Consider the following 21217-nt stretch of genomic DNA (forward strand, 5'->3'; position numbering starts at 1 on the left):
CGCCAATCAAGGGCCTACAGCTGGGTGCGGATTTATCCGTACAGTTTTTTCAGAAGAAGCGCGTGATGCTGATCTTGGCGTTGCGGCCTTGGCTGTAGACACCTTCACCGCTGAGTGCCGGTTGGTAGAAGCGGTTGAACAGGTTGTCGACGGTGAAGTTGATCTCGGTGCCCTTGAGACCGGCCTGCTGCGGTTTCCAATTGGCGAACAGGCCTTGTGTGTCGTAGCTGGCGTTCTCCGTCTGGTCGTAGATGAAGTCGCCGATGCTGGAGTTCAAACCGCCCGCGTAAACATCGGTAGGCACGCGATCGGTCTTGCGTACGAACTGGCCCTGCCAGCCCACCTGCGCATCCCAGCTCGGGATTTTGGTACCCAGCACCACCACCCATTTGGCCGGTGGGATATCCCGCGCCCAGACGTGCAGGTTGCTCGCCCAGGGATTGGTGTAGGGGTTGTCGCGCTTGCCTGTGGCCCAGGAGTAAGTCAGGGAACCGAACAGGTAGGTCGAGTCGTAGTAGCTTTCCAGCTCGACGCCCTTGATGGTCATGCCACCCACATTGCGATAGTTGGTCCTGGACGCCGCGTCACTGCATACCGCGTCGATGCTGCCCGATACTGTCAGTTGCCGCTCGCAGCCGACGCCGGTGGCTTTCATGATTTCGTCTTCAATACGGTTGTGGAACAGCGTGGTGCGCAGTTGCAGGTTGTCCTCGCGGGTGAATAGCCCCGAGAAGTTGGTGACGTTGCCCGCGGTAATCGCCGTAATGCGCTCCGGGTCGAGGTTCAGGCTGGTGGCGCTACGGGTGCTGATAGCGCCTTGGACTTCGTACTGTTCATCGATCACCGGCGCGCGCCACGTACGGTTCCAACTGGCGAAGAAGGCCACATCCGGGGTCACGTTCCAGAACGCCGCCAGGCGTGGTGACCAACCGGTGTAGGTGCGGTCGCTGTAGTCGTGGCCCACTTTCGGGTCAGGGCTGCTGTAGTACGGCGCGTCATTGGCTTGACCGCGGTTGCGCACATGGTCGTAACGCAGGGACGGCGTAATGGTCACGTCGCCCAGGGTAATCGCGTCCTGAATATAGAATGCGTTGGTATCGACCTTGCCGTGAGGCATGAAATACGGCTGGAAATGCCCATAGTTGTATCTGGCGGTGTTGTAGGCCGCGCCCGGCATCCAGCTTTCGGTTTCGCGCTTGTGCTTGCGGATCTGCACGCCCGTGGTCACCGCGTGCTCCAGCGGGCCGGTGGTCAGCAGGCTGGTATTGCGCAATTCAAGGATGCGGTCGGTGTAGGACGTGTCCATCTTGCGTCCGCCGGTGGCCAGGCCAATGACGGCATTCTCGGCGCGCTCATCGGTCTGGTCGGTATTGGACTCCGAGTAGCTCAGCTTCAGGTCGATCAGCGGGTTGTTCAGGGGGTGGTATTCGTACTTGCTCGACCAGGTGGTGTCCACCGTGTCGCGGTCGGCCAGGAAGCGAGACACCGCGGTGGCGTACCCGTAGCGGTCGATGGCCGATTGTGTCGGGGGTGATGGGTAGGACTTAGCCGAAAACGGCGTCATACGTTGGCTTTGGGCGCGAGAGTAAGACACGCCCATGCTGTGTTCATCGGTGAAATATGCGTTGAACTTGAACAGCTGGCCTTCGACATCCTGCGCGCTGTTGGGCAAGCGTTTGGGGTTGATCGGGTATTCATTGCGCGGGTCGGGCGGCGTGCCGGCAAGCTTGAGGTCGTCGCCGTCGCGCTTGGTCAGGTAGGCCAGGCCGTCCATGCGGCCGTCGTCGGTGCGGCCATACACGGCGCCGGTGTAGACCTGCTCGTGGGTGTTGCTGGCGTAGCCGTATTTGACCATCGCCCCGGCATTTTGCCCGTCCTTGAGCAGGTCGGGTGCGTCCTTGGTAATCATGTTGACCGTGCCGCCAAAACCGCCGTTACCGGTAAATGGCGAGTAAGGGCCTTTTTCCACCTCAATGCTTTTGATCAGCTCGGGTTCAATGAAGATAGTGCCTTGTTGATAACGCTCGAAACCGCTTTTGGCCGCGCCATCCACGGTCATCGGCACGTCCTCGGCATCGCCCATGCCGCGGATGTTCATGGTCTGGCCGCCCGGCTTGGGTGAACCACCCATGGATACCCCGGGCAGGGTCTGCAACAGCGAAGGAATGTTATCGGGCTGGTAGCGGTCGATATCCGCCTGGCTCAGTGTGGAGCGGCCCACGGTGCTGGAGTCTACCTGGCTACCAGTGCCGATCACGCTCAGTGCATCCAGTTGAACAACGCCACTGTTGGTGGTCTTGCCCTCATCGGGGCGCACGACGTAGGTGCTGCCGACCTTGATCAGGGTGAACTCGCCATTTTTCAGCAGGGTACGAATCGCCACTTCCGGCGTGAAGTCGCCGTTGAGCGCGGGGGCTTGCACGTTCTTGAGCAGCTCTTCATCGAACAGCAATTGGATCTGTGCCTGTTGCGCCACTTGGCTGAGGGACGTGGCCAGTGACTGCGCTGGCAGTTGCAGCGTGAGCGAATCGGCCTGTGCACTGAGGCTGAATACCAGGCAACTAGCGATGAGCGTCGGTCGAAGAAACAGGTGCGAAGCGTGGCAAGGCGCGCGAAACATGAAATCCCCCGGTGTGGCCAAGTGGCCGAAAAGGTGTACGTATCAAACGCAGACCGGGGGAAGACGCGGCTGCTCGAAAAAACCACACCTGCGAATGCAAAATATTCTCAAATAAGAATTTTGCAGGGTTATTTGCTCGGTTCGATGCGTACGACGCCATCGGCCGACGCCACGGTTTTCACCGGTAACAGGGCGGGCAGGGCGTTGAGCAGGGCGTCGGGATCATTCACATCCAGGTTGCCCGAGACCTTCAAGTGCGCCACGGCGTTACTGACCTGCAACGGTGCCTGTGGGCGGTACAGACTCAATTCATCGATCAGGCTGACCAGCTCGCGGTTGCGAAACGACAGGTGACCGCTGCGCCAGTCGGCCACCTCTTCGGCGGTGAGGGTCTGCTGCTGCAACGTGCCCTTGGCGTAGCTGAAGATCGCGCGCTGCTGCGCGCCCAATAGGGTGACGGGGGTTTTGGCATCCGGCTCGAACGCCACCTGGCCATGGGCGACGCTGACCACCAGTTGCTGCTGGCTGCGCCGCACATCGAAGCCGGTGCCGACCACCCGCACATTGGCCTCACCGGCTTGTACGAACAGTGGCCGTTCCTTGTCGGGCGCCACCTCGATGTACAACTGGCCCTTGTCCAGGTGCACGATGCGCTGGTGGGCGTTGAAGTCCACGCGCAACTGGGTGTTGGCATTCACGTACAGGGTGCTGCCATCGGGCAGGTTGAGGGTGCGCATGCCTTTGGCATGGGCGGCGACCTGGCTGTGATAAAGCTCGCGGGGCGCGCCAATGTGTGTGGCCAGCACCGCGCAGATCACCGCCGCAGCCACTGCCAGGGCCGGGCGCCACACGGACGGTTTGCGCGGCGGCAGCGCCACGGGTTTGTTCAGTTGCTGCAACTGGGCGAGGTCCGCCCACAGCTGCTCGAATTCGGCATAGGCGCGGGCATGGGCCGGCTCGGCCTGCCAGGCGGCAAAGGCCTTGCGGTCGGCGCGGTCGGTGTCGCTGTGGTTGCGTGCAAACCAGCTGGCGGCTTGGGCGTCGATGGAGTCGCTGTCCTCGATGTCGATGTCGCTCAGGCGGTTCATTCTGGCTGCTCCGTGCCGGGTTCAGGTTGAAGGCGTCGCTTGCAATGCAGCAGGCCCAAGGCGATGTGCTTTTCCACCATGCTGGTGGAAATGCCCATGCGTTCGGCGATCTGCGCCTGGCTCAGGCCTTCGAAGCGGTGCAGCATAAGGGCTTCTCGTCGGCGGGGCGAGAGTTCGGCGAGGACTTCTTTCAACTGTTCCAGGCGTTGCAAGCGTTGCGCGGCGGCCATGGGTTCGTTTTGCTCGTCGGTGGCAGGCTCCACTTCCCTTTCGGCCTGATCCTGGTGGACGGTCTGCCGTACCTTCTGTTTACGCCAGTGATCGCGCAGCAGGTTGCGCGCCATCTGGAACAGAAACGCCCGTGGCTGCTCGACGTTGGCGCGGTCGCGGTAGTCCAGCCATTGGGTGAAGACATCCTGGGTCATGTCCGCGGCGTCGCTGGCGTTGTCCGTGCGTTTGCGCAGGAAATACAGGATATCTGTATAAAAACCGCGAAAGGCATCGGCCGACAACGGGTCGGGCTTGGGACGAGACATGGATATCCTTCTTGACGAAGCACGACGTAGGAAAGTCGCGAATGGTATCGAGAACCATTGCTATTTGTCTCTATCTAAATGTGTCGCTGCCGATGCTTGGCTGGCAATAAGCCGAACATGACCTTTACTCCTACACGCTGGTGAACTAAATCCCACTCAAAAAGGAGAAAGTCATGGCTGGATGGTATGAGTTGAGCAAGAGCAGCGACGGGCAGTTCCGCTTTGTATTGAAAGCAGCGAACGCTGAGATCATTTTGACCAGCGAACGCTACACCACCCGCAGCGCAGCTGAAAATGGCATTGCTTCTGTGCAGACCAACAGCCCGCATGACGAGCGCTATGAGCGAAAAGTGGCCAGCAATGGCCAGCTGTATTTCACCCTCAAGGCCGCCAATCACCAAGTGATCGGCAACAGCGAGCAGTATTCCTCGACAGCGGCGCGGGACAATGGCATTGCGAGCGTCAAGAGCAATGGCCCGAGTACCACGATCAAAGACAAGACCTGAAATGCAAAGCGCTAATTAAGAGCTCACGCTGTCCCTGTGGCGAGGGAGCAAGCTCCCTCGCCACAGGTTACTTTTTACTCTTAACGTTGGATTGTGGTGGTTAGCGCAGTAGCGCTTTGAGCTGTTCGATCGCCGCTTCACCCAGCGGGAATACCGGCAACCGTGGATCGCCCACCCCCAGCCCGGTCAAGCGCAACCCAGCCTTGATCGTCGCCGGCAAGCCCCCTTTGAGAATGAACTCCAGCAGCGGCAACTGGCGATAGAACAGTGCCCGTGCCTTTGTCAGGTCATTGGCCAACACCGCCTCATACAAATCCAGGTTGAGCTGTGGAATAAGGTTCGGTGCCGCCGTGCACCAACCCTTGGCACCGGCCGCGAACGCTTCCAACGCCAGCGGGTTGCAACCGTTGTAGAACGGCACGTCACTCTGGCGATGCAACTGGTGCATGCGTTGGATATCCCCGGTGCTTTCCTTGACCATCGTCACGTTGGCGACCTGCTTGATGATGCGCAGGATCAGCTCCACCGACATGTCGGTGCCGCTGGTGGCCGGGTTGTTGTAAAGCATGATTGGCACGCCGACGCTGTCGCCAATCGCGGCGTAGTGGGCGAGGATTTCCGCTTCGCTGAGCTTCCAGTACGAGGCGGGCAGCACCATCACCACGTCGGCGCCATTGGCTTCGGCGTAACGGGCACGGCGCACGGCCTTGGCGGTGGTCAGGTCGGACACGCTGACGACGGTGGGCACGCGCCGGGCGATTTTTGCCAGGCTATAGGCGCTCACTTCATCCCACTCGGCGTCGCTCAAGTACGCGCCTTCGCCGGTGCTGCCCAAGGGTGCGATGGCATGCACGCCGCTGGCGATCAAACGGTCGATGGAGCGGCCCAGGGCGTCGAGGTCAATGCGTGAACCGTCGGCGCTGAAAGGGGTGATGGTGTAGCCGATGATGCCGTGAATAGTTGGGCTGGACATGAGAGGTCTCCGGTCGAAAAAGGGCAATCAGTTCAGGCAATCGGCGTGTTGGCGCAGGTTTTGCCGGGCGTAGTAGTTGAACGCGGCGCCGTGGCGCTTGGGCCGGGAAATCCAGTCGTGGGCTTCACGCCCCAGTTCCGGCAGGATCGGTTTGATGGTGCCCGCCGCCATCGCCAGCAACTGCAACTTGGCCGCACGTTCGATCAACTGCGCGATCACACAGGCTTCCTCGATGCTCGCCCCCGTGGACAGTTGGCCGTGGTGCGACAGCAGGATCGCGCGCTTGTCGCCCAGGGCTGCCGTGATGATTTCACCTTCTTCATTGCCCACCGGCACCCCCGGCCAGGCTTCCAGGAATGCACAGTCTTCGTACAGCGGGCAGAGGTCCATGTGGGACACCTGCAACGGCACTTCCAGCATCGACAACGCAGCGATGTGCGTGGGGTGCGTATGGATGATGCAATTCACATCCGGCCGCCCACGGTACACCCAACTGTGGAAACGGTTGGCCGGGTTGGGAATGCCATGGCCTTCCAGCACTTCAAGGTCCTCGTTGACCAGCAGCAGGTTGCTGGCGGTGATTTCGTCAAAGCCCAGGCCCAGTTGCTGAGTGTAATAGGTGCCAGGCGTTGGCCCACGGGCGGTGATCTGCCCGGCCAGGCCGGAGTCGTGGCCGTTCTCGAACAGGATGCGGCACGTGAGCGCCAGCTTTTGCCGGTCGGTCCACGTATTATCCGCCAGGGTGTTTTGCATCTGGATCAGCGCTTGCTTGACCAGTTGGTCTTTGGGGAGTGCTAATGTCTTGGCCATATCGGTGTCCTTTGGGTGGTTCAATGGACGTCTGGTTTGCCGGTCTCCCGCTGCTCGCAAGGTCGTTGGGTGAACGCAAATGACACTAAAGATGCTATATGACACAAAGTGTCATTGGCAAGCGCAGCTTATCGTTTTCTGCATGGACTAACCGCAGCACATGTCTATCCGTTTGAAATTATTGAGAAAAAAACTTGGCGTAACCTTGGACGTGCTGGCCGAAAAGTCCGGGATGACCAAGAGTTACCTGTCCAAGGTTGAACGCGGGCTCAATACGCCGTCGATTGCGGCCGCGCTGAAACTGGCCAAGGCGTTGAACGTGAAGGTCGAAGAGCTGTTCAGCGAAGACAACGTCAGCCTCGACAGCTACAGCCTGGTGCGCAGCCATGAACGGCCCGACACCGCGCCGGGTTATGCGGTGCTGGCCCATCAGGTCAGTGAACGCAGCCTGCTGCCGTTCATCATTTACCCGCCGGCGGAGTTCACCGACAAGACCTTCAAGGAGCACCTGGGGGAGGAGTTTCTGTTCGTGCATGAAGGCCAGGTGGAAGTGGATTTCATGAATGAACGGGTGATTCTGGAGCGCGGCGATGCGCTGCATTTCAATGCGCAGAAGCCCCATCGGCTGAGGTCGGTGGGGCCGGTGCAGGCGCAGTTGCTGGTGGTCGTTCACAGCGCCGAAGAGTGACGCTGATTACCCTTTGAAATGCAGTCCAGTGTGGGAGCTGGCTTGTGTGGGAGCTGGCTTGCCTGCGATGCAGACGCCTCGGTCATTCATTCGAACCGAGGTGATGCTATCGCAGGCAAGCCAGCTCCCACAGTTGATCTCCTTTGTATTGGAGATCAGCGTTCGACAGGGACGGACAGTGCGGGATTGCCGAGCGCATGGGTACGTGCGGCGAAGAACCTCAGCTCCAAACCCGTCCCCTCGAACATCTCCGAATACCGCCGCTTCTGCTGGCGAATAAACCCATCACTGCGCCCCGACACCGAAATCGCCAGGGTGCTCAACCTGGCCTGGCGAATCGCATCCACCAAGTGTTTATCCTGCGCGCCCAAGTCGTGGCCAAAGATGCACAACGCCCCTTCATGGCCGAGCAACTGCTCATAACAGAACGACAGATAATCCGAGCTGCGGATGGTCTTCAATTTCTCTTCCACCTTGCCTTCGCTGACAAACAGCGGCACATCATCCAGGGTCTTGATCGTGTTGTTGATCGCGAAACTGCTGAGCAAGGTGCTGTCGGTGGTCGGCAATTTGCGCGCGGTGCCGTCGAGGTTGCGCACCAGGTGCAGGCCGCCGTGCAAGTAGAGGATGCGTGTGGCGTTGGTGTGGGTGTTGCGCAGGTCAAAACTGGCGTCGGCGCTGCGGAACAGGTCGTCGATGCCCGGTGTGTGCAGGATCGCCCAGTAGTTGAGCAAGTCGTAGTTGCTCGTGAATACCGTGGCGTAGCTCGCCAGTTCGCGGTTGATCGTCTCCAGTGTCGACGGCTGCACCAGGCGCCACGGGATATGCACGGCGTGGATGGTGTTGATCAGCGCCTCCTTGATCGCGTAGTAGCGATTGCGCGGCGCCGCCGAGCTGACGGCCAGCGCCTTGTTGACCCGGCTGGTGGTTTTCAGGGCGCCCAGGGCCTGCTCGAAACTGCGGGTTTGCAGGGCGTCGAACACGCTGAGTTCGGATGGGCTCAGGGGTTTTTCTTCGACGGTGCGCGCGTTTTCGAACAGCGAGTCGTAGGCAAAGTCTTCCCAAATCGTACGGCTGGCGCCATTGCCGATCAGAATCCCGCTGAAGTCGATGGCGCTGCGCAGGGCGCTCCAGTCTTCAAGGTGGGCGTCAATATCCTGGAAATCCTTCATTGCGGCGGGTCTACTCGAATTCGGCTGGGCGGTGACTTTATCACGAGCGGGCGTTGATCCTGATCAAGATGCTGTGGCCGTCAGCGGTTGATTCTGTAGGCATAAAGCCTACGAGGATTAGCCATGAGCAGCACTTTCTTTATTCCCGCCGTCAACATCATGGGCACCGACTGCCTCGACGAAGCGATGACCGCCATCCGCAACTATGGCTTTCGCAAAGCGTTGATTGTCACCGACGTGGGCCTGGCCAAAGCCGGCGTGGCCAGCATGATCGCCGAGAAACTGGCGATGCAGGACATCGACTCGGTGATCTACGACGGCGCCAAGCCCAACCCCAATGTGGAAAACGTCGAGAAAGGCCTGGCGCTGTTGCAGGAAAGCGCCTGTGATTTCGTGGTGTCCCTGGGCGGCGGTTCGCCCCATGACTGCGCCAAGGGCATCGCGCTGTGTGCCACCAACGGCGGGCATATTGGCGACTACGAAGGCGTTGACCAGTCGAGTAAACCGCAACTGCCGCTGGTGGCCATCAACACCACCGCCGGCACCGCCAGCGAGATGACCCGGTTCTGCATCATCACCGACGAAAGCCGCCACGTGAAAATGGCCATCGTCGATCGCAACGTCACGCCGCTGCTGTCGGTCAATGACCCGGCGCTGATGGTCGGCATGCCCAAGGGCCTCACCGCGGCCACCGGCATGGACGCACTGACCCACGCCATCGAAGCCTACGTGTCCACCGCTGCCACGCCAATCACCGACGCCTGCGCGATCAAGGCCATCGAACTGATCAGCGCCAACCTGCGCCTGGCCGTGCGCGACGGCAGCGACAAGGCCGCGCGGGAGAACATGGCCTACGCGCAATTTCTCGCCGGCATGGCGTTCAACAACGCGTCCCTGGGCTTTGTCCACGCCATGGCGCACCAGTTGGGCGGCCTGTATGACTTGCCCCACGGCGTGTGCAACGCCGTGTTGTTGCCCCATGTGCAGAGCTTCAACGCCAGCGTCAGCGCCAAACGCTTGAGCGACGTGGGCCGCGCGTTGGGTGCCGATGTCAAAGGCGTCACCGTGGAAGAGGGGGCTCAGGCGGCGATCGCGGCGATCCGCAGCCTGTCTCAGGACGTAGATATCCCGGCCGGCCTGCGTGAGCTTGGCGCCAAGTTGCAGGACATTCCATTGCTCGCCAGCAATGCGTTGAAGGATGCGTGCGGGCTGACCAATCCACGGCGCGCGGATCAAAGGCAAATAGAAGAGATCTTTCGCAGCGCTTTCTGACGGGGCAGTGACACGCTGCAAGCGTTAAGCTACAAGCTGAACTGCATTCAACTTGTCGCTTGAAGCTTGCGGCTTGCCGCTGAGGTCCCCCTATGAGAGTTCTGTTATTCGGCGCCACCGGCATGGTCGGCCAGGGTGTTCTGCGTGAATGCCTGCTGGCCGCCGACGTGCAGGAAGTCGTCGCCGTCGGCCGCACGGCACTGACCCAGGAACACGGCAAGCTGCATCAGGTGCTGCACAGCGACATGCTCGATTTCCAACCCCTGGAAAACCTGCTGCAAGGCTTTGATGCGTGCTTCTTCTGCCTCGGCGTGTCTTCGGCGGGCATGAACGAAATCCAGTACACCCACCTCACCTATGACCTCACTTTGGTTGCGGCCAGTACCCTGGCGCGGCTCAATCCGCAGATGACTTTTATCTACGTGTCCGGCGCCGGTACCGACAGTTCCGAGGCGGGCAAGTCAATGTGGGCGCGGGTCAAGGGCAAGACCGAGAATGCCTTGCTGCGCTTGCCGTTCAAGGCGGTGTACCTGTTCCGGCCGGGGGTGATCCAACCGTTGCACGGCGTGCGCTCGAAGACGCCGTTGTACCAGGCGTTTTATTCCGTGCTGGGGCCGCTGCTGACGTTGCTGCGCCGGGTCAAACCGGGTTGGGTGGTGAGCACCGAAACGGTTGGCCGGGCGATGTTGCAGGCGGCGAGTCATGGTGCGCCGCAGCCGGTGGTGGAGCAGGCTGAGATCAATCGACTGGCCGGCGAGCGCCGCTGATGTTGCACAAGGGCCTGGTGCGCCGCCTGGATCTGATCACTCTGCAGCTGTTTGTCGCGGTGTTCGAAGAAGGCACGCTGACCCGCGCCGCTGCGCGCGAAGCGATTGCGGTGTCGGCCGCCAGCAAGCGGCTGATGGAGTTGGAGCAGGTGCTGGGCCTTAGCCTGTTTGTGCGGCGCGCCAAGGGCATGAACCTGACAGCCGCTGGTGAAACCTTGCTGCACCATGCGCGGCAGATGCTGTTCAACGTCGAAAAAATGGGCCTGGAACTGGGCGAGCACAGCCATGGTGTACGCGGTTATGTGCGGATGCTGGCTAACCTCTCGGCGATCATTCAGTTCCTTCCCGAAGACCTGAGGGATTTTTCCGATCTGCACCCTCAGGTCAAAACCGACCTGGAAGAACGTCCCAGCAACGGCGTGGTCCAGGGCGTGCTGGATGGTGTGGCGGACCTGGGGATCTGCTCCAGCGACACAGACACCAAAGGGCTGCCCAGCGTGATTTATCGCCTGGATAAACTGGTGGTGTTGATGCCAGCGGATCATCCTTTGGCGACGCGCACGAGCCTGGCGTTTACCGAGACCCTGGACAGCGATTACGTCGGCTTGCATGCCGCCAGCTCCATCAATATGCGCACCCACGCGGCCGCTCGCGAGGCGGGGAAAATGTTGCGCCTGCGCATTCATGTGCCGGGGTTTGATGCGATGTGCCGGATGGTCCAGGCGAACATGGGCATCGGAATCCTGCCTCACAAGGCGTATGAATTGTTCGGTCGTGCCTTGGGTTTGCATGCCGTACCGCTAACGGACGCTTGGTCGGATCGCAGCCTGATCCTGGTGGTACGTGATGAGGCACAGTTATCGCCCGTAAGCCGTTTGCTCTTTGATTACCTGAGCAAGACCACAGATTCCTACAGATAATTCTCTGGTCGTTCGCGTTTCGCGAACGCTCCTTGCCAACTGACGGTTGGATTTCTCCCGTGTCGGCCCTCTAGTCTTGGCACCACATTCCAAGAACAAGAGGTACATCCCATGACGGGTCCCCTGAGCGGTATCAAGGTGATTGAGATCGGCACCCTGATTGCCGCGCCGTTCGCCGCCCGGTTGATGGCCGAGTTTGGCGCCGAGGTGATCAAGATCGAAGCCATGGGCCAGGGCGATCCGCTTCGCAAATGGCGAAAGCTGCATGAAGGTACGTCGCTGTGGTGGTACCTGCAATCGCGTAACAAGAAGTCCTTGGCGTTGGATCTCAAGTCCCCTGAAGGCCTGGACCTGATCAAACAGCTACTTGGCGATGCCGACGTCCTCATTGAAAACCTGCGCCCCGGCGGCCTGGAAAAACTCGGCCTGGGCTGGGACGTGTTGCACGCCCTCAACCCCAAGCTGACCCTGGTGCGCATCTCCGGTTATGGCCAGACTGGGCCGTACCGCGACCGCCCAGGTTTCGGTGCCATTGGCGAGGCCATGGGCGGCATCCGCTACACCACCGGCAACCCGGACTCGCCACCGGCGCGGGTGGGCGTGAGCCTGGGGGATTCCCTCGCGTCATTGCACGGCGTGATCGGCGCGCTGATGTCGTTGCTGCGAGTCAAGACCGGGCAGGGCGATGGGCAGATTGTCGATGTGTCGTTGGCCGAAAGCGTGTTCAACCTGATGGAAAGCCTGGTGCCGGAATACGACATGCTCGGTCATGTGCGTGAACGCAGCGGCGGCGCCTTGCCCGGTATCGCGCCGTCCAACACCTACCTGACCGCCGATGGCGCCTACGTGGTGATTGCCGGCAACAGCGACCCGATTTTCAAGCGCCTGATGACCGCCATCGGCCGCGCCGACCTGGGCGAAGCGCCCGAGTTCGCCCATAACGATGGCCGCGCCGCCAAGAGCGGGCTGCTCGATGCGGCGATCACCCACTGGACCAGCAGCCTGCCCATCGACCAGGTACTCAGCGCGCTGGAGGCCGCCGAAGTGCCGGCCGGGCGCATCTATTCCGTGGCGGACATCGTCAGCGATCCGCACTATCAGGCGCGGGATATGTTGCTCAGCGCCGAGCTGCCCGGTGGCGTGTCGGTGAAGATGCCCGGCATCGTGCCCAAGCTCTCGCAAACGCCTGGCGGGGTGAACTGGTCGGGTCCGGCCCTCGGCCAACATACGGATGACATCCTTGGCAGCCTGGGTCTTACCGGCGCCGACATACAACGCCTGAAAACGTCGGGAGTGGTGCAATGATTCATGACTATTCAGACCCGCTGATCGTGCAGGAAGTCTCCCCGCGTGATGGCCTGCAGATCGAACCGACCTGGGTCGAGACCGCCGACAAGATCGCCCTGATCGACCAGCTTTCACTGGCCGGGTTTTCGCGGATCGAAGCCGGTTCGTTCGTGTCACCGAAGGCCATTCCCGCACTGCGTGATGGCGAGCAGGTGTTCCAGGGCATCCAGCGCAAAGCCGGTGTGATTTACGTGGCGTTGATCCCCAACCTCAAGGGCGCCCAACGTGCTATCGAGTCCCGCGCCGATGAATTGAACCTGGTGATGTCCGCCAGCCAGACCCACAACCTGGCCAATATGCGCATGCGTTGCGAGGCTTCGTTGGCGGCGTTCGGTGACATTGTCAGCTTTGCCGCCGACCACCCGGTGCGCCTCAACGCCAGCATCGCCACCACGTTTGGTTGCCCGTTCGAGGGCAAGATTGATGAAGACCGCGTCCTGCAAATAGTCGACGCTTATCGCGAACTGGGCATCCAGGGCATCAGCCTTGCCGACACCACCGGGATGGCCAACCCGCGTCAGGTGGCGCGTCTGGTCAAACGAGTGCTGGAGCGCGTGCCTGCCAGTGACCTGACCTTGCATTTCCACAACACCCGCGGCCTGGGTTTGTGCAATGTGCTGGCGGCCTACGAGGCTGGCGCCCGGCGGTTTGACGCGGCCCTCGGCGGCCTCGGTGGCTGTCCGTTTGCGCCGGGGGCGTCGGGCAATATCTGCACCGAAGACCTGGTCAACCTGTGTGAAGAAGTGGGGATTCACACCGGGATCGACTTGCCGCACCTGCTGCACCTGTCCCGCCGATTGCCGGCTCTGCTGGGGCACGAGTTGCCCGGCCAGGTGGCCAAGGCCGGGCGCAATTGCGACCTGCATCCACCACCGGCGTACATCGCCACGCTGTAACCCCGCACCAGACAACAAAAACAATCGGGCGCCTGTGAGCAGCCCGCTGGAGAGAAAGCATGAGCACTAATCCGTTAGAGGCCGGCGCGCGCCCGGCAGTTGAAGTCGATCCGATCAAAGCCGTGGTCAACAAGGTCGCCTGGCGCCTGATGCCATTGATCATGGTCTGCTACCTGTTCGCTTTTTTTGACCGTATCAACATCAGCTTCGCCAAGTTCCAACTGCAGGCCGACCTTGGCCTAAGCAACACCGCGTATGGCCTGGGGGCTGGGTTGTTTGTGGTGGGCTATGTGATTTTCGAAGTGCCGAGCAACATGATGCTCTACAAGGTTGGGGCGCGCCGGTGGATCGCGCGGATCATGGTGTCCTGGGGGCTGGCGACGGCGGCCATGGTATTTGTCACCGCCGAGTGGCAGTTCTATGCGCTGCGCTTTTTGATTGGCGCCATGGAGGCAGGCTTTGCGCCGGGCGTGCTGTATTACCTGACGCTGTGGTTTCCCCAGGACTTCCGTGGGCGTATTACCTCAATGCTGTTCCTCGCTTCGGCGTTTGCCGGGCTAGTGGGGGCGCCGTTTTCCGGGCTGGTGCTGGAGCACATGGATGGGGTGCTGCAAATGCGCGGCTGGCACTGGCTGTTCCTGCTCGGCGGCATGCCGTGCGTGGTCTTGGCGTGGATGGTGCTGACGCAGTTCAAAGACCGCATTGAAGATGCGCCGTGGCTGAGCGCCGAAGAGAAAACCTTGCTGTCCAGCCGCATCGCCGTGCATGAGGTGCACAAGAAGGGCTCGCTGCTCCAGGCCCTGCGAATTCCCGGTTTCCTGATGTTGGGGTTGATCTACTTCCTGATCCAGGTGGCGTCTTACGGCCTTAACTTCTGGGCCCCGCAATTGATCCGCAGCACCGGTATCGAAAGCTCGGTGGTGATCGGCTTGTTGACTGCCATCCCCTACATCTGTGGTGCGATCACCATGGTGTTGGTAGGACGCTGGTCGGATGCCACCGGTGAACGCCGCAAGTTTGTCAGTGGGCTGGTGGCATTGGGCGCGGTAGGATTTTTCTGTGCCGGTATCTTTGACGACCACACCACGTTCCTGATCGTTGCGCTGAGCCTGTTGGGGGCGGGGATCATCGCCGCCATCCCGACCTTCTGGACCTTGCCGCCCAAATTGCTGGCCGGCGCGGGCGCCGGTGCGGCGGGCGGGATTGCCTTGATCAACACCCTGGGACAACTGGGCGGTATCGTCAGCCCGGTAATGGTTGGGCGGATCAAGGACATCAGCGGCAGCACCACCCCGGCGCTCTACGTGATTGGTGTATGTGCATTGATCGCCGCTGCGCTGTTGCTGTGGGGGCTGCCGCAAAAACTGCGTACATCCGACAAGCGTTGACGAATTATCACGCTGCGGCCAAGGCCTTTGCTGGCGTGGCGCTGAACTGAATCAACGCCACCCCGCCAATCAACAACAACGCCCCCAGCACTCGGGGCGTTGTCAGTTGGCGCTCAGCCAGGCCGAACAGGCCAAAGTGATCAAGCAGCAGCGAGGCGAGAATCTGCCCGGCCATGGCCAGCGCAATGAAGCCTGACGCACCGAGCTTGGGCAGCAGCATCAACGCCAGGGAAATAAAGCACACGCCAAATGCACCACCGGCCCACATCCACAACGGCGCCTTGCTGATAAAACCCAGGCTCGGCAGGGGCAAGCGCAGCGCCAGAATCACCGGCAGCAACACGACAATGCTTACCAGCAGCGACGCCAAGGTGGCCCATAACGGGTGCCCCAGCCCGCGCCCGAGGTTGGCGTTGATCGCACTTTGAAACGGCACCACCGCCCCGGCGATCACTGCCAGCGCCAATAAACCCAGCCAATGCAACGTTGTCATCGTGAATCTCCCAGAGGTTTTGCTGGACTCTAAGGTATTCGTCGCGCAAATTTAAATTCCAAATTCTTATGCCGAGCATGCAGTTGATGAATGATCTGCGCCGCATTGACCTCAACCTGCTGGTGATCCTCGACGCCTTGCTCGCCGAGCAACACGTCACCCGCGCCGCTGAACGCGTGCACCTGAGCCAGCCGGCGGTCAGCCATGCGCTGGCACGGTTGCGGGACTTGCTCGGCGACCCGTTGCTGGTGCGCCAGGGCGGCACGTTGGTGCCCACCGCTCGCGCGTTGGAATTGGCTGCACCGCTTGCCGAGGCGCTGGCCCAGGTGCAGGCGCTGTTGGCGCCCAATCGGTTTGATCCGGCCTCGGCCAAGCGGCGCTTTCGCGTGGCGATGTCCGACTACAGCGCGGCGATTTTCCTACCGGACTTGGTCCGCATGCTGCGCCGCGAAGCGCCCGGTATCGACCTGCAAATCATCCAGGCCAGCCGCGAGGGCATGGTAGATGGCGTGCTCAATGGCGATCTCGACCTTGCTGCCGGAGTCTTTCCTGACATGCCTGCGGAACTGCGTACTACGCCGCTGTTTGAAGAGCATTACACCTGCCTGGTAGACCGCGACAGCTTGCCGGATGACGGCGTGTTAGACCTGCCCACTTACCTGTCGCGTCCCCATGTGTTGCTGGAAATGCGCGGCAGTGGCACGCCGGAAATCGAGCGGGCTCTGACGGCGATTCGCGAGCGACGCCATGTGGCCATCAGCCTGCCGCATTGGGGCGTGGCACCGCAGTTGATCCAGGGCACGGATTTGATCTTGACGGTGTCGTCGCGGGGCTTGCTCAATATTGATCACCCCCACCTGTTGGCGGTGCCACCACCGTTTCATATCCCCTCGTTTGCGGTGGAGTTGGCGTGGAATGTGCGGCGGGGTGGGGATTCGGGGTTGCAATGGTTGATGGCGCAGATACAGGGGCTGAAGCTGCCAGTTTGAGCTGTGGAATCTGGAGAACAACAGAGATCAATTGGGGGAGCTGGCTTGCCTGCGATAGCGGTGGGTCAGGCAGTGCACTCCCATACAGGGACGACCGTTCGTCGCACTGGCAAGTATTTTCTAAACCTTTGCCGCCGTGAAAATTCGAATTCAGGGCGGGGAGTGTTCCCCCGCGCTTATTTTTTTTGCCCTGGAGGAACCCATCATGAGCCGCATGGCTATCCGGTTACGCACCGCCAGTTTCGCGATGCTGCTGGGCCTCGGCGCCAGCAATGCTTTCGCCCAGTCGCCTGCTGAATTCATCGAACAGGCGTCGGCCAAAGGCATGGCCGATATCGAAACCAGTCGCATGGCCCACGCCAAGACCTCGTCCCAGGAGATCAAGGATTACACCATTGAGGTGATCAACGAGCGCACCCTGGCCAACCAACATCTGGCGGCCATCGCCAAGAAGCTGGAGCTGCCGGTGGCGCCGCGGGAAAAGATCGTCAACAAAGCCGAGACCCTGATGCCCGAGCTCAAGGACGGCGACTCCTTTGATGCGGCCTACACCGCGCAACAGGTCAAGGAAAACGAAGAGGCCATTGCCCTGTTCAAACAGGAAGGCGCTGCGTCGGATGTGCCGGAAATAAAAGCGCTGGTGGATGAGACGCTGCCCAAGTTGCAAGAGCGCTTGCAGAAGGCCCGCGCCCTGGCATCGACCTACGGTAAAGACCACCAGGGTGACGGTTGAATCGAGCATCTGAAACGCGAAACGGCGGCTGGAGTCAATCCAACCGCCGTTTTTTGTTGCTTGTTTAGAAGGCCAATTCCGCCTGGCCGGTGCCTTCCAGTGCGAGCAAATATTGCTTGGCTTGCAGGCCGCCGGCAAACCCGGTCAGCTCGCCCGAGGCGCCAATCACCCGGTGGCAGGGCGCGATGATCGAGATCGGATTGCGCCCATTGGCTGCGCCCACGGCGCGCACCGCCTTGGGGTTGCCGATCTGCTGGGCGATCTGGCTGTAGCTGCGGGTTTCGCCGAAGGGAATAGTCAGTAGTGCCTGCCAGACTTGTTTCTGGAAGTCGGTGCCGGTGAAGTCCAGTTCCAGGGTGAACTGATTACGGGTGCCGGCGAAGTATTCCTGCAATTGGCGCTGCGCCTCCAGCAGCACCGGGCTGTCGTTGGCCTCGTGCAATTCACCCAGGCGCACGCGGTTGGCGCGTTCGGTTTCCCAGAGGATGGCGCTGAGTTTATCGTTGCGCGCTACTAGGGTGAGCTGGCCGACGGGGGAAGGCATGAGCTTGTATTCGTAGGGCATGAGTAGAATCCTTGAAGAGGTACAGTGTCACTATCCAATGTGCGAGCCTCGGGGGGGAATCTGTTTCTTGCGGTTTAATTCTGCGGCCGGTAAAAGTTCCAGTGAATCCAGTTGCCAGACCCATACGCCCAACTGACTTGGAAGATAAACCAGACTATCGAGGGCGTCGACAGCGCTATCAATGAGGCGAGATTGAGTAACGCCATGATTCCTGCGCCGATTGTCACACCGCGGCTGGCATGCTGCCTCGCATACCACGCGCCGTAGATGGAACTTGCAACGGCTGCTGCCGATGCCACGCGCCCCAGGCCGAAGGGTATCGGTGTCAGAGGTAACAGCAGTGGGATGATCAGCACCAAACCCACCACTTTTCTAAAGGCTTGTCTCGCCGTTTTTTCTACCGGAGGGCGCATTCTGGTTTGTCCTGTTACTGGGATAGCGTGCTTGCGATCTTGATAGTCGAGCTTCCTCATTCATGTAGGAATTGGCTGAATCAGTGTTCTTGTTGAAGCACCTTGAGCGCCGCTGATGCGAGGAAACCCGAGCGGCTTTTTTCTTCAGGATGGTGTAGCACATATTCATCGATGCGCTTCAACAGGTAGCCCGGCAGGGTGATGTTGAGTTTCTGCGCCTTGCCCAAGTACTTGGTGATATCGATGTCGACCACTGCCCACGTGCAACCTGCGTACTGTGGGTTGGCGGCATGCAGGGTGACTTTCTGCGCGCTGGGGATCGGCGCACCGTCTTCCGCGAGGATCTCGAAGTGCCCTTCGATGGCTTCACGGGCCATGGCCATGGCGTCGTCCAAGTCGTCGCCGGCGGAGTAGCAGCCGGGAATGTCCGGTACTTCCACACCCCAGGCGTGGTTTTCGTCACCGGTTGAAATTGCGATGGGATAAAGCATGTCTGTTGTCCTCCAGGGACGGTCAACTCAGCAGAGCTTGTTTCAAAATGCTCTTGGCGGTCTTGTCCAACAGGTCCTTTTTTGGATGAGGGATGGTCACCAGTCCCGGTTTGGTCGGGTGCTTGAAGTGGTGATGGCTGCCTCGGGTACGCACCAGATACCAACCGTCTGCGACGATGTGACCTATCAAATATCGGCTATCCACAACACCTCCTTGTGGTGTGTGTTGGTGGTGACTATAACCACAAAAAATAAGTTATCAACACTCTACCCACCGACGGTCGATGACCGGTATTTCGCCAGGCAGTGACTGAAGTGTATGAGCACGCCGCAACGGCGCCAGAGAGAGGTATTGCGAGGTTTTGCGCAGGTATTACCGGGTATGTAGGGCCTGCGTCATCACGCTGAGAAACGCATCAACCAGTACACTTTTTGATTCAGTTGGCTTCAGCACCAATAACTGGGCACACGCATCCACTTCCACCAACGGCCGGTAGGTCACGCCTTTGTTCATCAAGCTTTGCGTGCATTGCGGCACCAGCGCCACGCCTTGCCCGGCGGCGACCAGAGCGATGATCGAGGTGATCTGCCGCCCGGTCGGCCCTGGTCGCAGAGGCTGGCCGTGGTGGCGGTAAAGCTGCTCGATGGACTGGTTCAGCCCCGATCCGTAATCCGCCGGGAACAGGATCAGCGGATAAGCACTGAGCTGCGCCAAGCTGACTTGCGCCTGGCTCGCCAACGGGTTGTCAGTGGATAAGGCCGCCACCAGCCGTTCCTCGCCCAGCGACAGCGCTTGCACCGCCTTGCCCTGTGGCAACAAACGACTCAGCCCGACGTCCAGGCGCCCGTCTGCCACCTGCGCACCCAGGCTGCCGGAGGCACATTCCACCAGGGTCAGTTGCACATCGGGAAAGCGTTGGGCAAACGCCTGGATTGCCTGGCTGAACAGGTCTGACAAGGCAATTGAACTGACATACCCCAGCGTCAGTTGCCCGGCGGTGCCTGCTGCGAGTTTGCCGGCGATGACTTGCGCCAGCTCCACCTGCTCCAGCACGCCACGCGCATAAGGTAGAAACGACCGGCCTTGTGCCGTCAGCGTCACCGTGCGGCTGGTGCGATCGAACAGCTTGAAACCCAGCTCGGCTTCCAGCGCCGAGATCTGTCGGGTCAGCGGCGGCTGGGCCAGGTGCAGGCGAAGGGCGGCGCGGCCGAAGTGCAATTCTTCGGCGACCATCAGAAAGTATCGCAGCTTGCGTAGGTCGAGCATCCTGGCCCTCGGGTATTGATCGGTCCTGATTCGGTATTGGTCCAAGACCTGCCGGGCATTCTATAAAGACCGCTCAAAATAAAACGAGAGGTTTCATGAAACCGCGCCTGCATTGTGCCCGTCTTGCCCTGTTCCTGTGTGGCTGCGCGGCGTTTCTTAACCTTTATGCGACCCAGAGCATCCTCCAGACCTTTGCCGCGCAGTTTCAGATCAGCGCCAAGTCGGCGGGGTGGAGTATTACTGTGACGACGTTGGCTGTCGCGATCACGGCGCCCTTTGTCAGCCGCCTGACAGGCCGTTTCGAGCAATGCACGGTGATCTGCGTGGCAGCGCTGCTGTTGGCCGTGCCCGCGTTGATGACGGCGTATGCCGACAGTTTTACCGAAGTGCTGGTGTGGCGGTTTGTCGAGGGCATGGTGATTCCGGTGGTGTTCGCCACCAGCGTGGCCTATATCGGCGACCGTTGGAGTGGTGGCACGGTTACCGAAGTCACCAGCCTGTACGTGGCGGGCACCGTGCTGGGAGGTTTTGCCGGGCGGTTCGTCACTGGTGTGATGACGGAGTATGTGGGCTGGCGCGAAGCCTTCGAGTTGCTCGCGGCGCTGAGCCTGATGGTGGGCGGGTTCATTCAGTTTCTGTTGCCGGTTAGCCGGGCGCGTACGGTGCCGCTGGCAACCGTTTCATCGGGGGTTTTTCGTCAGCCATTGCTGGCGGCTTATGCCGTAGGTTTTTGCGTGTTGTTTTCCCAGGTTGCGGCGTTTACCTACGTGGGGCTGTACCTTGGCTTGCCGCCATTCAACCTCGGTCCTGCGGCTTTGGGTACGCTTTACATGGTGTTCCTGCTGGCATTGATCGTGATCCCCATTGCCGGGCGCCTCAGCAAAGCCCGGCCCCATGGCGAATTGCTGACCGTCGCCGTCGTGCTGGGCATCACGGGTACGGTGCTGACCTTGATGCCAACGCTGTGGTGCATCGTGTTGGGGCTGGCCCTCAGCTCCACCGGCGTATTCCTCGCACAGGCCGCCGCCAATGCGTTCACTACGGCCAACGCTGGCGACAACAAGGCGGGAGCTGTGGGTATTTATCTCACCTGCTATTACCTGGGCGGCAGTTGCGGGGCGATCGTCCCGGCATTGATCTGGGAGCGGTGGGGCTGGGCGGGGTGTGTGGGGTTGATTGTCGCCTTTCAGTTGATGACGTTGTTTATCGCCTTGGTCGGTTGGAAACCTGTTAAACCTGCGCTGGTTTCAATGCCTTGACGGGCGTCGTCGCCGATCCGGCCG

Annotated in this window: 23 protein-coding genes; 11 read left to right on the forward strand and 12 right to left on the reverse strand. The window is 60.6% G+C overall.

What is annotated here, in order from left to right:
- Positions 1-49 precede the first annotated feature (49 nt).
- The 3 genes from ACZRMO_RS03620 to ACZRMO_RS03630 all read right to left on the reverse strand — a co-directional run bounded on the left by ACZRMO_RS03620 (position 50) and on the right by ACZRMO_RS03630 (position 4244).
- Entirely contained in the window at positions 50-2620 is a 2571-nt protein-coding gene (locus tag ACZRMO_RS03620; RefSeq protein WP_463971922.1) for a TonB-dependent receptor, read from the reverse strand.
- A gap of 128 nt (positions 2621-2748) precedes the next feature.
- Positions 2749-3708 (reverse strand): FecR family protein, encoded by a 960-nt coding sequence (locus ACZRMO_RS03625; RefSeq protein ID WP_463971923.1) that lies wholly within the window; start codon positions 3706-3708, stop codon positions 2749-2751.
- Positions 3705-4244, reverse strand: a complete 540-nt coding sequence (locus ACZRMO_RS03630) for an RNA polymerase sigma factor (protein ID WP_463971924.1) — start codon at positions 4242-4244, stop codon at positions 3705-3707. The genes ACZRMO_RS03625 and ACZRMO_RS03630 overlap by 4 nt, the downstream gene beginning before the upstream one ends.
- A gap of 173 nt (positions 4245-4417) precedes the next feature.
- Here ACZRMO_RS03630 and ACZRMO_RS03635 point away from each other — a divergent pair, with 173 nt between their 5' ends.
- Positions 4418-4750, forward strand: a complete 333-nt coding sequence (locus tag ACZRMO_RS03635) for a YegP family protein (RefSeq protein WP_463971925.1) — start codon at positions 4418-4420, stop codon at positions 4748-4750.
- Positions 4751-4850: 100 nt separating this feature from the next.
- Here the strand turns inward: ACZRMO_RS03635 and ACZRMO_RS03640 are convergent, their stop codons facing one another.
- Together ACZRMO_RS03640 and ACZRMO_RS03645 are read right to left on the reverse strand one after the other, a co-directional pair.
- Entirely contained in the window at positions 4851-5723 is an 873-nt protein-coding gene (locus ACZRMO_RS03640) for a dihydrodipicolinate synthase family protein (RefSeq protein ID WP_463971926.1), read from the reverse strand.
- Between the two features lie 27 nt (positions 5724-5750).
- On the reverse strand, positions 5751-6533 hold the full coding sequence (locus ACZRMO_RS03645; RefSeq protein WP_124525923.1) for an aldolase: 783 nt from the start codon (positions 6531-6533) through the stop codon (positions 5751-5753).
- 160 nt (positions 6534-6693) lie between these two features.
- On the opposite strand from ACZRMO_RS03645, the gene ACZRMO_RS03650 reads away from it, so the two are divergent.
- Positions 6694-7221: a helix-turn-helix domain-containing protein gene (locus tag ACZRMO_RS03650; RefSeq protein ID WP_463971927.1), complete on the forward strand. Its 528-nt coding sequence runs from the start codon at positions 6694-6696 to the stop codon at positions 7219-7221.
- Positions 7222-7376: 155 nt separating this feature from the next.
- On the opposite strand, the gene ACZRMO_RS03655 is transcribed toward ACZRMO_RS03650, so the two are convergent.
- Positions 7377-8393, reverse strand: a complete 1017-nt coding sequence (locus ACZRMO_RS03655; protein WP_463971928.1) for a DUF4917 family protein — start codon at positions 8391-8393, stop codon at positions 7377-7379.
- Positions 8394-8516: 123 nt separating this feature from the next.
- Between ACZRMO_RS03655 and yiaY the strand changes: the two genes are divergently transcribed.
- The 6 genes from yiaY (at position 8517) to ACZRMO_RS03685 (ending at position 14983) form a co-directional block, all read left to right on the forward strand.
- Positions 8517-9665: an L-threonine dehydrogenase gene (gene yiaY / locus ACZRMO_RS03660; RefSeq protein ID WP_124525920.1), complete on the forward strand. Its 1149-nt coding sequence runs from the start codon at positions 8517-8519 to the stop codon at positions 9663-9665.
- Positions 9666-9757: 92 nt separating this feature from the next.
- On the forward strand, positions 9758-10432 hold the full coding sequence (locus ACZRMO_RS03665) for an NAD(P)H-binding protein (RefSeq protein WP_463971929.1): 675 nt from the start codon (positions 9758-9760) through the stop codon (positions 10430-10432).
- A complete protein-coding gene (locus ACZRMO_RS03670) occupies positions 10432-11352 on the forward strand; it encodes a LysR family transcriptional regulator (protein WP_463971930.1) in 921 nt (306 codons plus the stop codon). The genes ACZRMO_RS03665 and ACZRMO_RS03670 overlap by 1 nt, the downstream gene beginning before the upstream one ends.
- 111 nt (positions 11353-11463) lie before the next feature.
- Positions 11464-12657, forward strand: a complete 1194-nt coding sequence (locus ACZRMO_RS03675; RefSeq protein ID WP_463971931.1) for a CaiB/BaiF CoA transferase family protein — start codon at positions 11464-11466, stop codon at positions 12655-12657.
- Entirely contained in the window at positions 12654-13595 is a 942-nt protein-coding gene (locus ACZRMO_RS03680; RefSeq protein WP_463971932.1) for a hydroxymethylglutaryl-CoA lyase, read from the forward strand. Before ACZRMO_RS03675 ends, ACZRMO_RS03680 begins: the two co-directional genes overlap by 4 nt.
- Before the next feature lie 59 nt (positions 13596-13654).
- Positions 13655-14983: an MFS transporter gene (locus tag ACZRMO_RS03685; protein ID WP_463971933.1), complete on the forward strand. Its 1329-nt coding sequence runs from the start codon at positions 13655-13657 to the stop codon at positions 14981-14983.
- Positions 14984-14990: 7 nt separating this feature from the next.
- Here ACZRMO_RS03685 and ACZRMO_RS03690 read toward each other — a convergent pair whose 3' ends face one another.
- Positions 14991-15476, reverse strand: coding sequence for a DMT family transporter (locus tag ACZRMO_RS03690; protein WP_124525914.1), 486 nt, complete (start codon positions 15474-15476; stop codon positions 14991-14993).
- 77 nt (positions 15477-15553) lie between these two features.
- Here ACZRMO_RS03690 and ACZRMO_RS03695 point away from each other — a divergent pair, with 77 nt between their 5' ends.
- Together ACZRMO_RS03695 and ACZRMO_RS03700 are read left to right on the forward strand one after the other, a co-directional pair.
- A complete protein-coding gene (locus ACZRMO_RS03695; protein WP_463971934.1) occupies positions 15554-16465 on the forward strand; it encodes a LysR substrate-binding domain-containing protein in 912 nt (303 codons plus the stop codon).
- Between the two features lie 205 nt (positions 16466-16670).
- Positions 16671-17198: a DUF4142 domain-containing protein gene (locus ACZRMO_RS03700; RefSeq protein ID WP_463971935.1), complete on the forward strand. Its 528-nt coding sequence runs from the start codon at positions 16671-16673 to the stop codon at positions 17196-17198.
- Between the two features lie 64 nt (positions 17199-17262).
- Here the strand turns inward: ACZRMO_RS03700 and ACZRMO_RS03705 are convergent, their stop codons facing one another.
- The 5 genes from ACZRMO_RS03705 to ACZRMO_RS03725 all read right to left on the reverse strand — a co-directional run bounded on the left by ACZRMO_RS03705 (position 17263) and on the right by ACZRMO_RS03725 (position 19934).
- Positions 17263-17763, reverse strand: a complete 501-nt coding sequence (locus ACZRMO_RS03705; protein WP_463971936.1) for a methylated-DNA--[protein]-cysteine S-methyltransferase — start codon at positions 17761-17763, stop codon at positions 17263-17265.
- Between the two features lie 74 nt (positions 17764-17837).
- Positions 17838-18176, reverse strand: coding sequence for a hypothetical protein (locus ACZRMO_RS03710; protein WP_463971937.1), 339 nt, complete (start codon positions 18174-18176; stop codon positions 17838-17840).
- An 80-nt stretch (positions 18177-18256) separates the two neighbouring features.
- The gene (locus tag ACZRMO_RS03715; protein ID WP_463971938.1) at positions 18257-18667 is read right to left on the reverse strand and encodes a type II toxin-antitoxin system HicB family antitoxin; all 411 of its coding nucleotides are present in this window, start codon (positions 18665-18667) and stop codon (positions 18257-18259) included.
- A 22-nt stretch (positions 18668-18689) separates the two neighbouring features.
- A complete protein-coding gene (locus tag ACZRMO_RS03720; RefSeq protein ID WP_017736377.1) occupies positions 18690-18872 on the reverse strand; it encodes a type II toxin-antitoxin system HicA family toxin in 183 nt (60 codons plus the stop codon).
- A gap of 168 nt (positions 18873-19040) precedes the next feature.
- Positions 19041-19934: a LysR family transcriptional regulator gene (locus ACZRMO_RS03725; protein ID WP_463971939.1), complete on the reverse strand. Its 894-nt coding sequence runs from the start codon at positions 19932-19934 to the stop codon at positions 19041-19043.
- Positions 19935-20029: 95 nt separating this feature from the next.
- Here ACZRMO_RS03725 and ACZRMO_RS03730 point away from each other — a divergent pair, with 95 nt between their 5' ends.
- Entirely contained in the window at positions 20030-21193 is a 1164-nt protein-coding gene (locus ACZRMO_RS03730; RefSeq protein ID WP_463971940.1) for an MFS transporter, read from the forward strand.
- Positions 21194-21217 lie beyond the last annotated feature (24 nt).

The organism is Pseudomonas sp. B611, assembly GCF_055407965.1.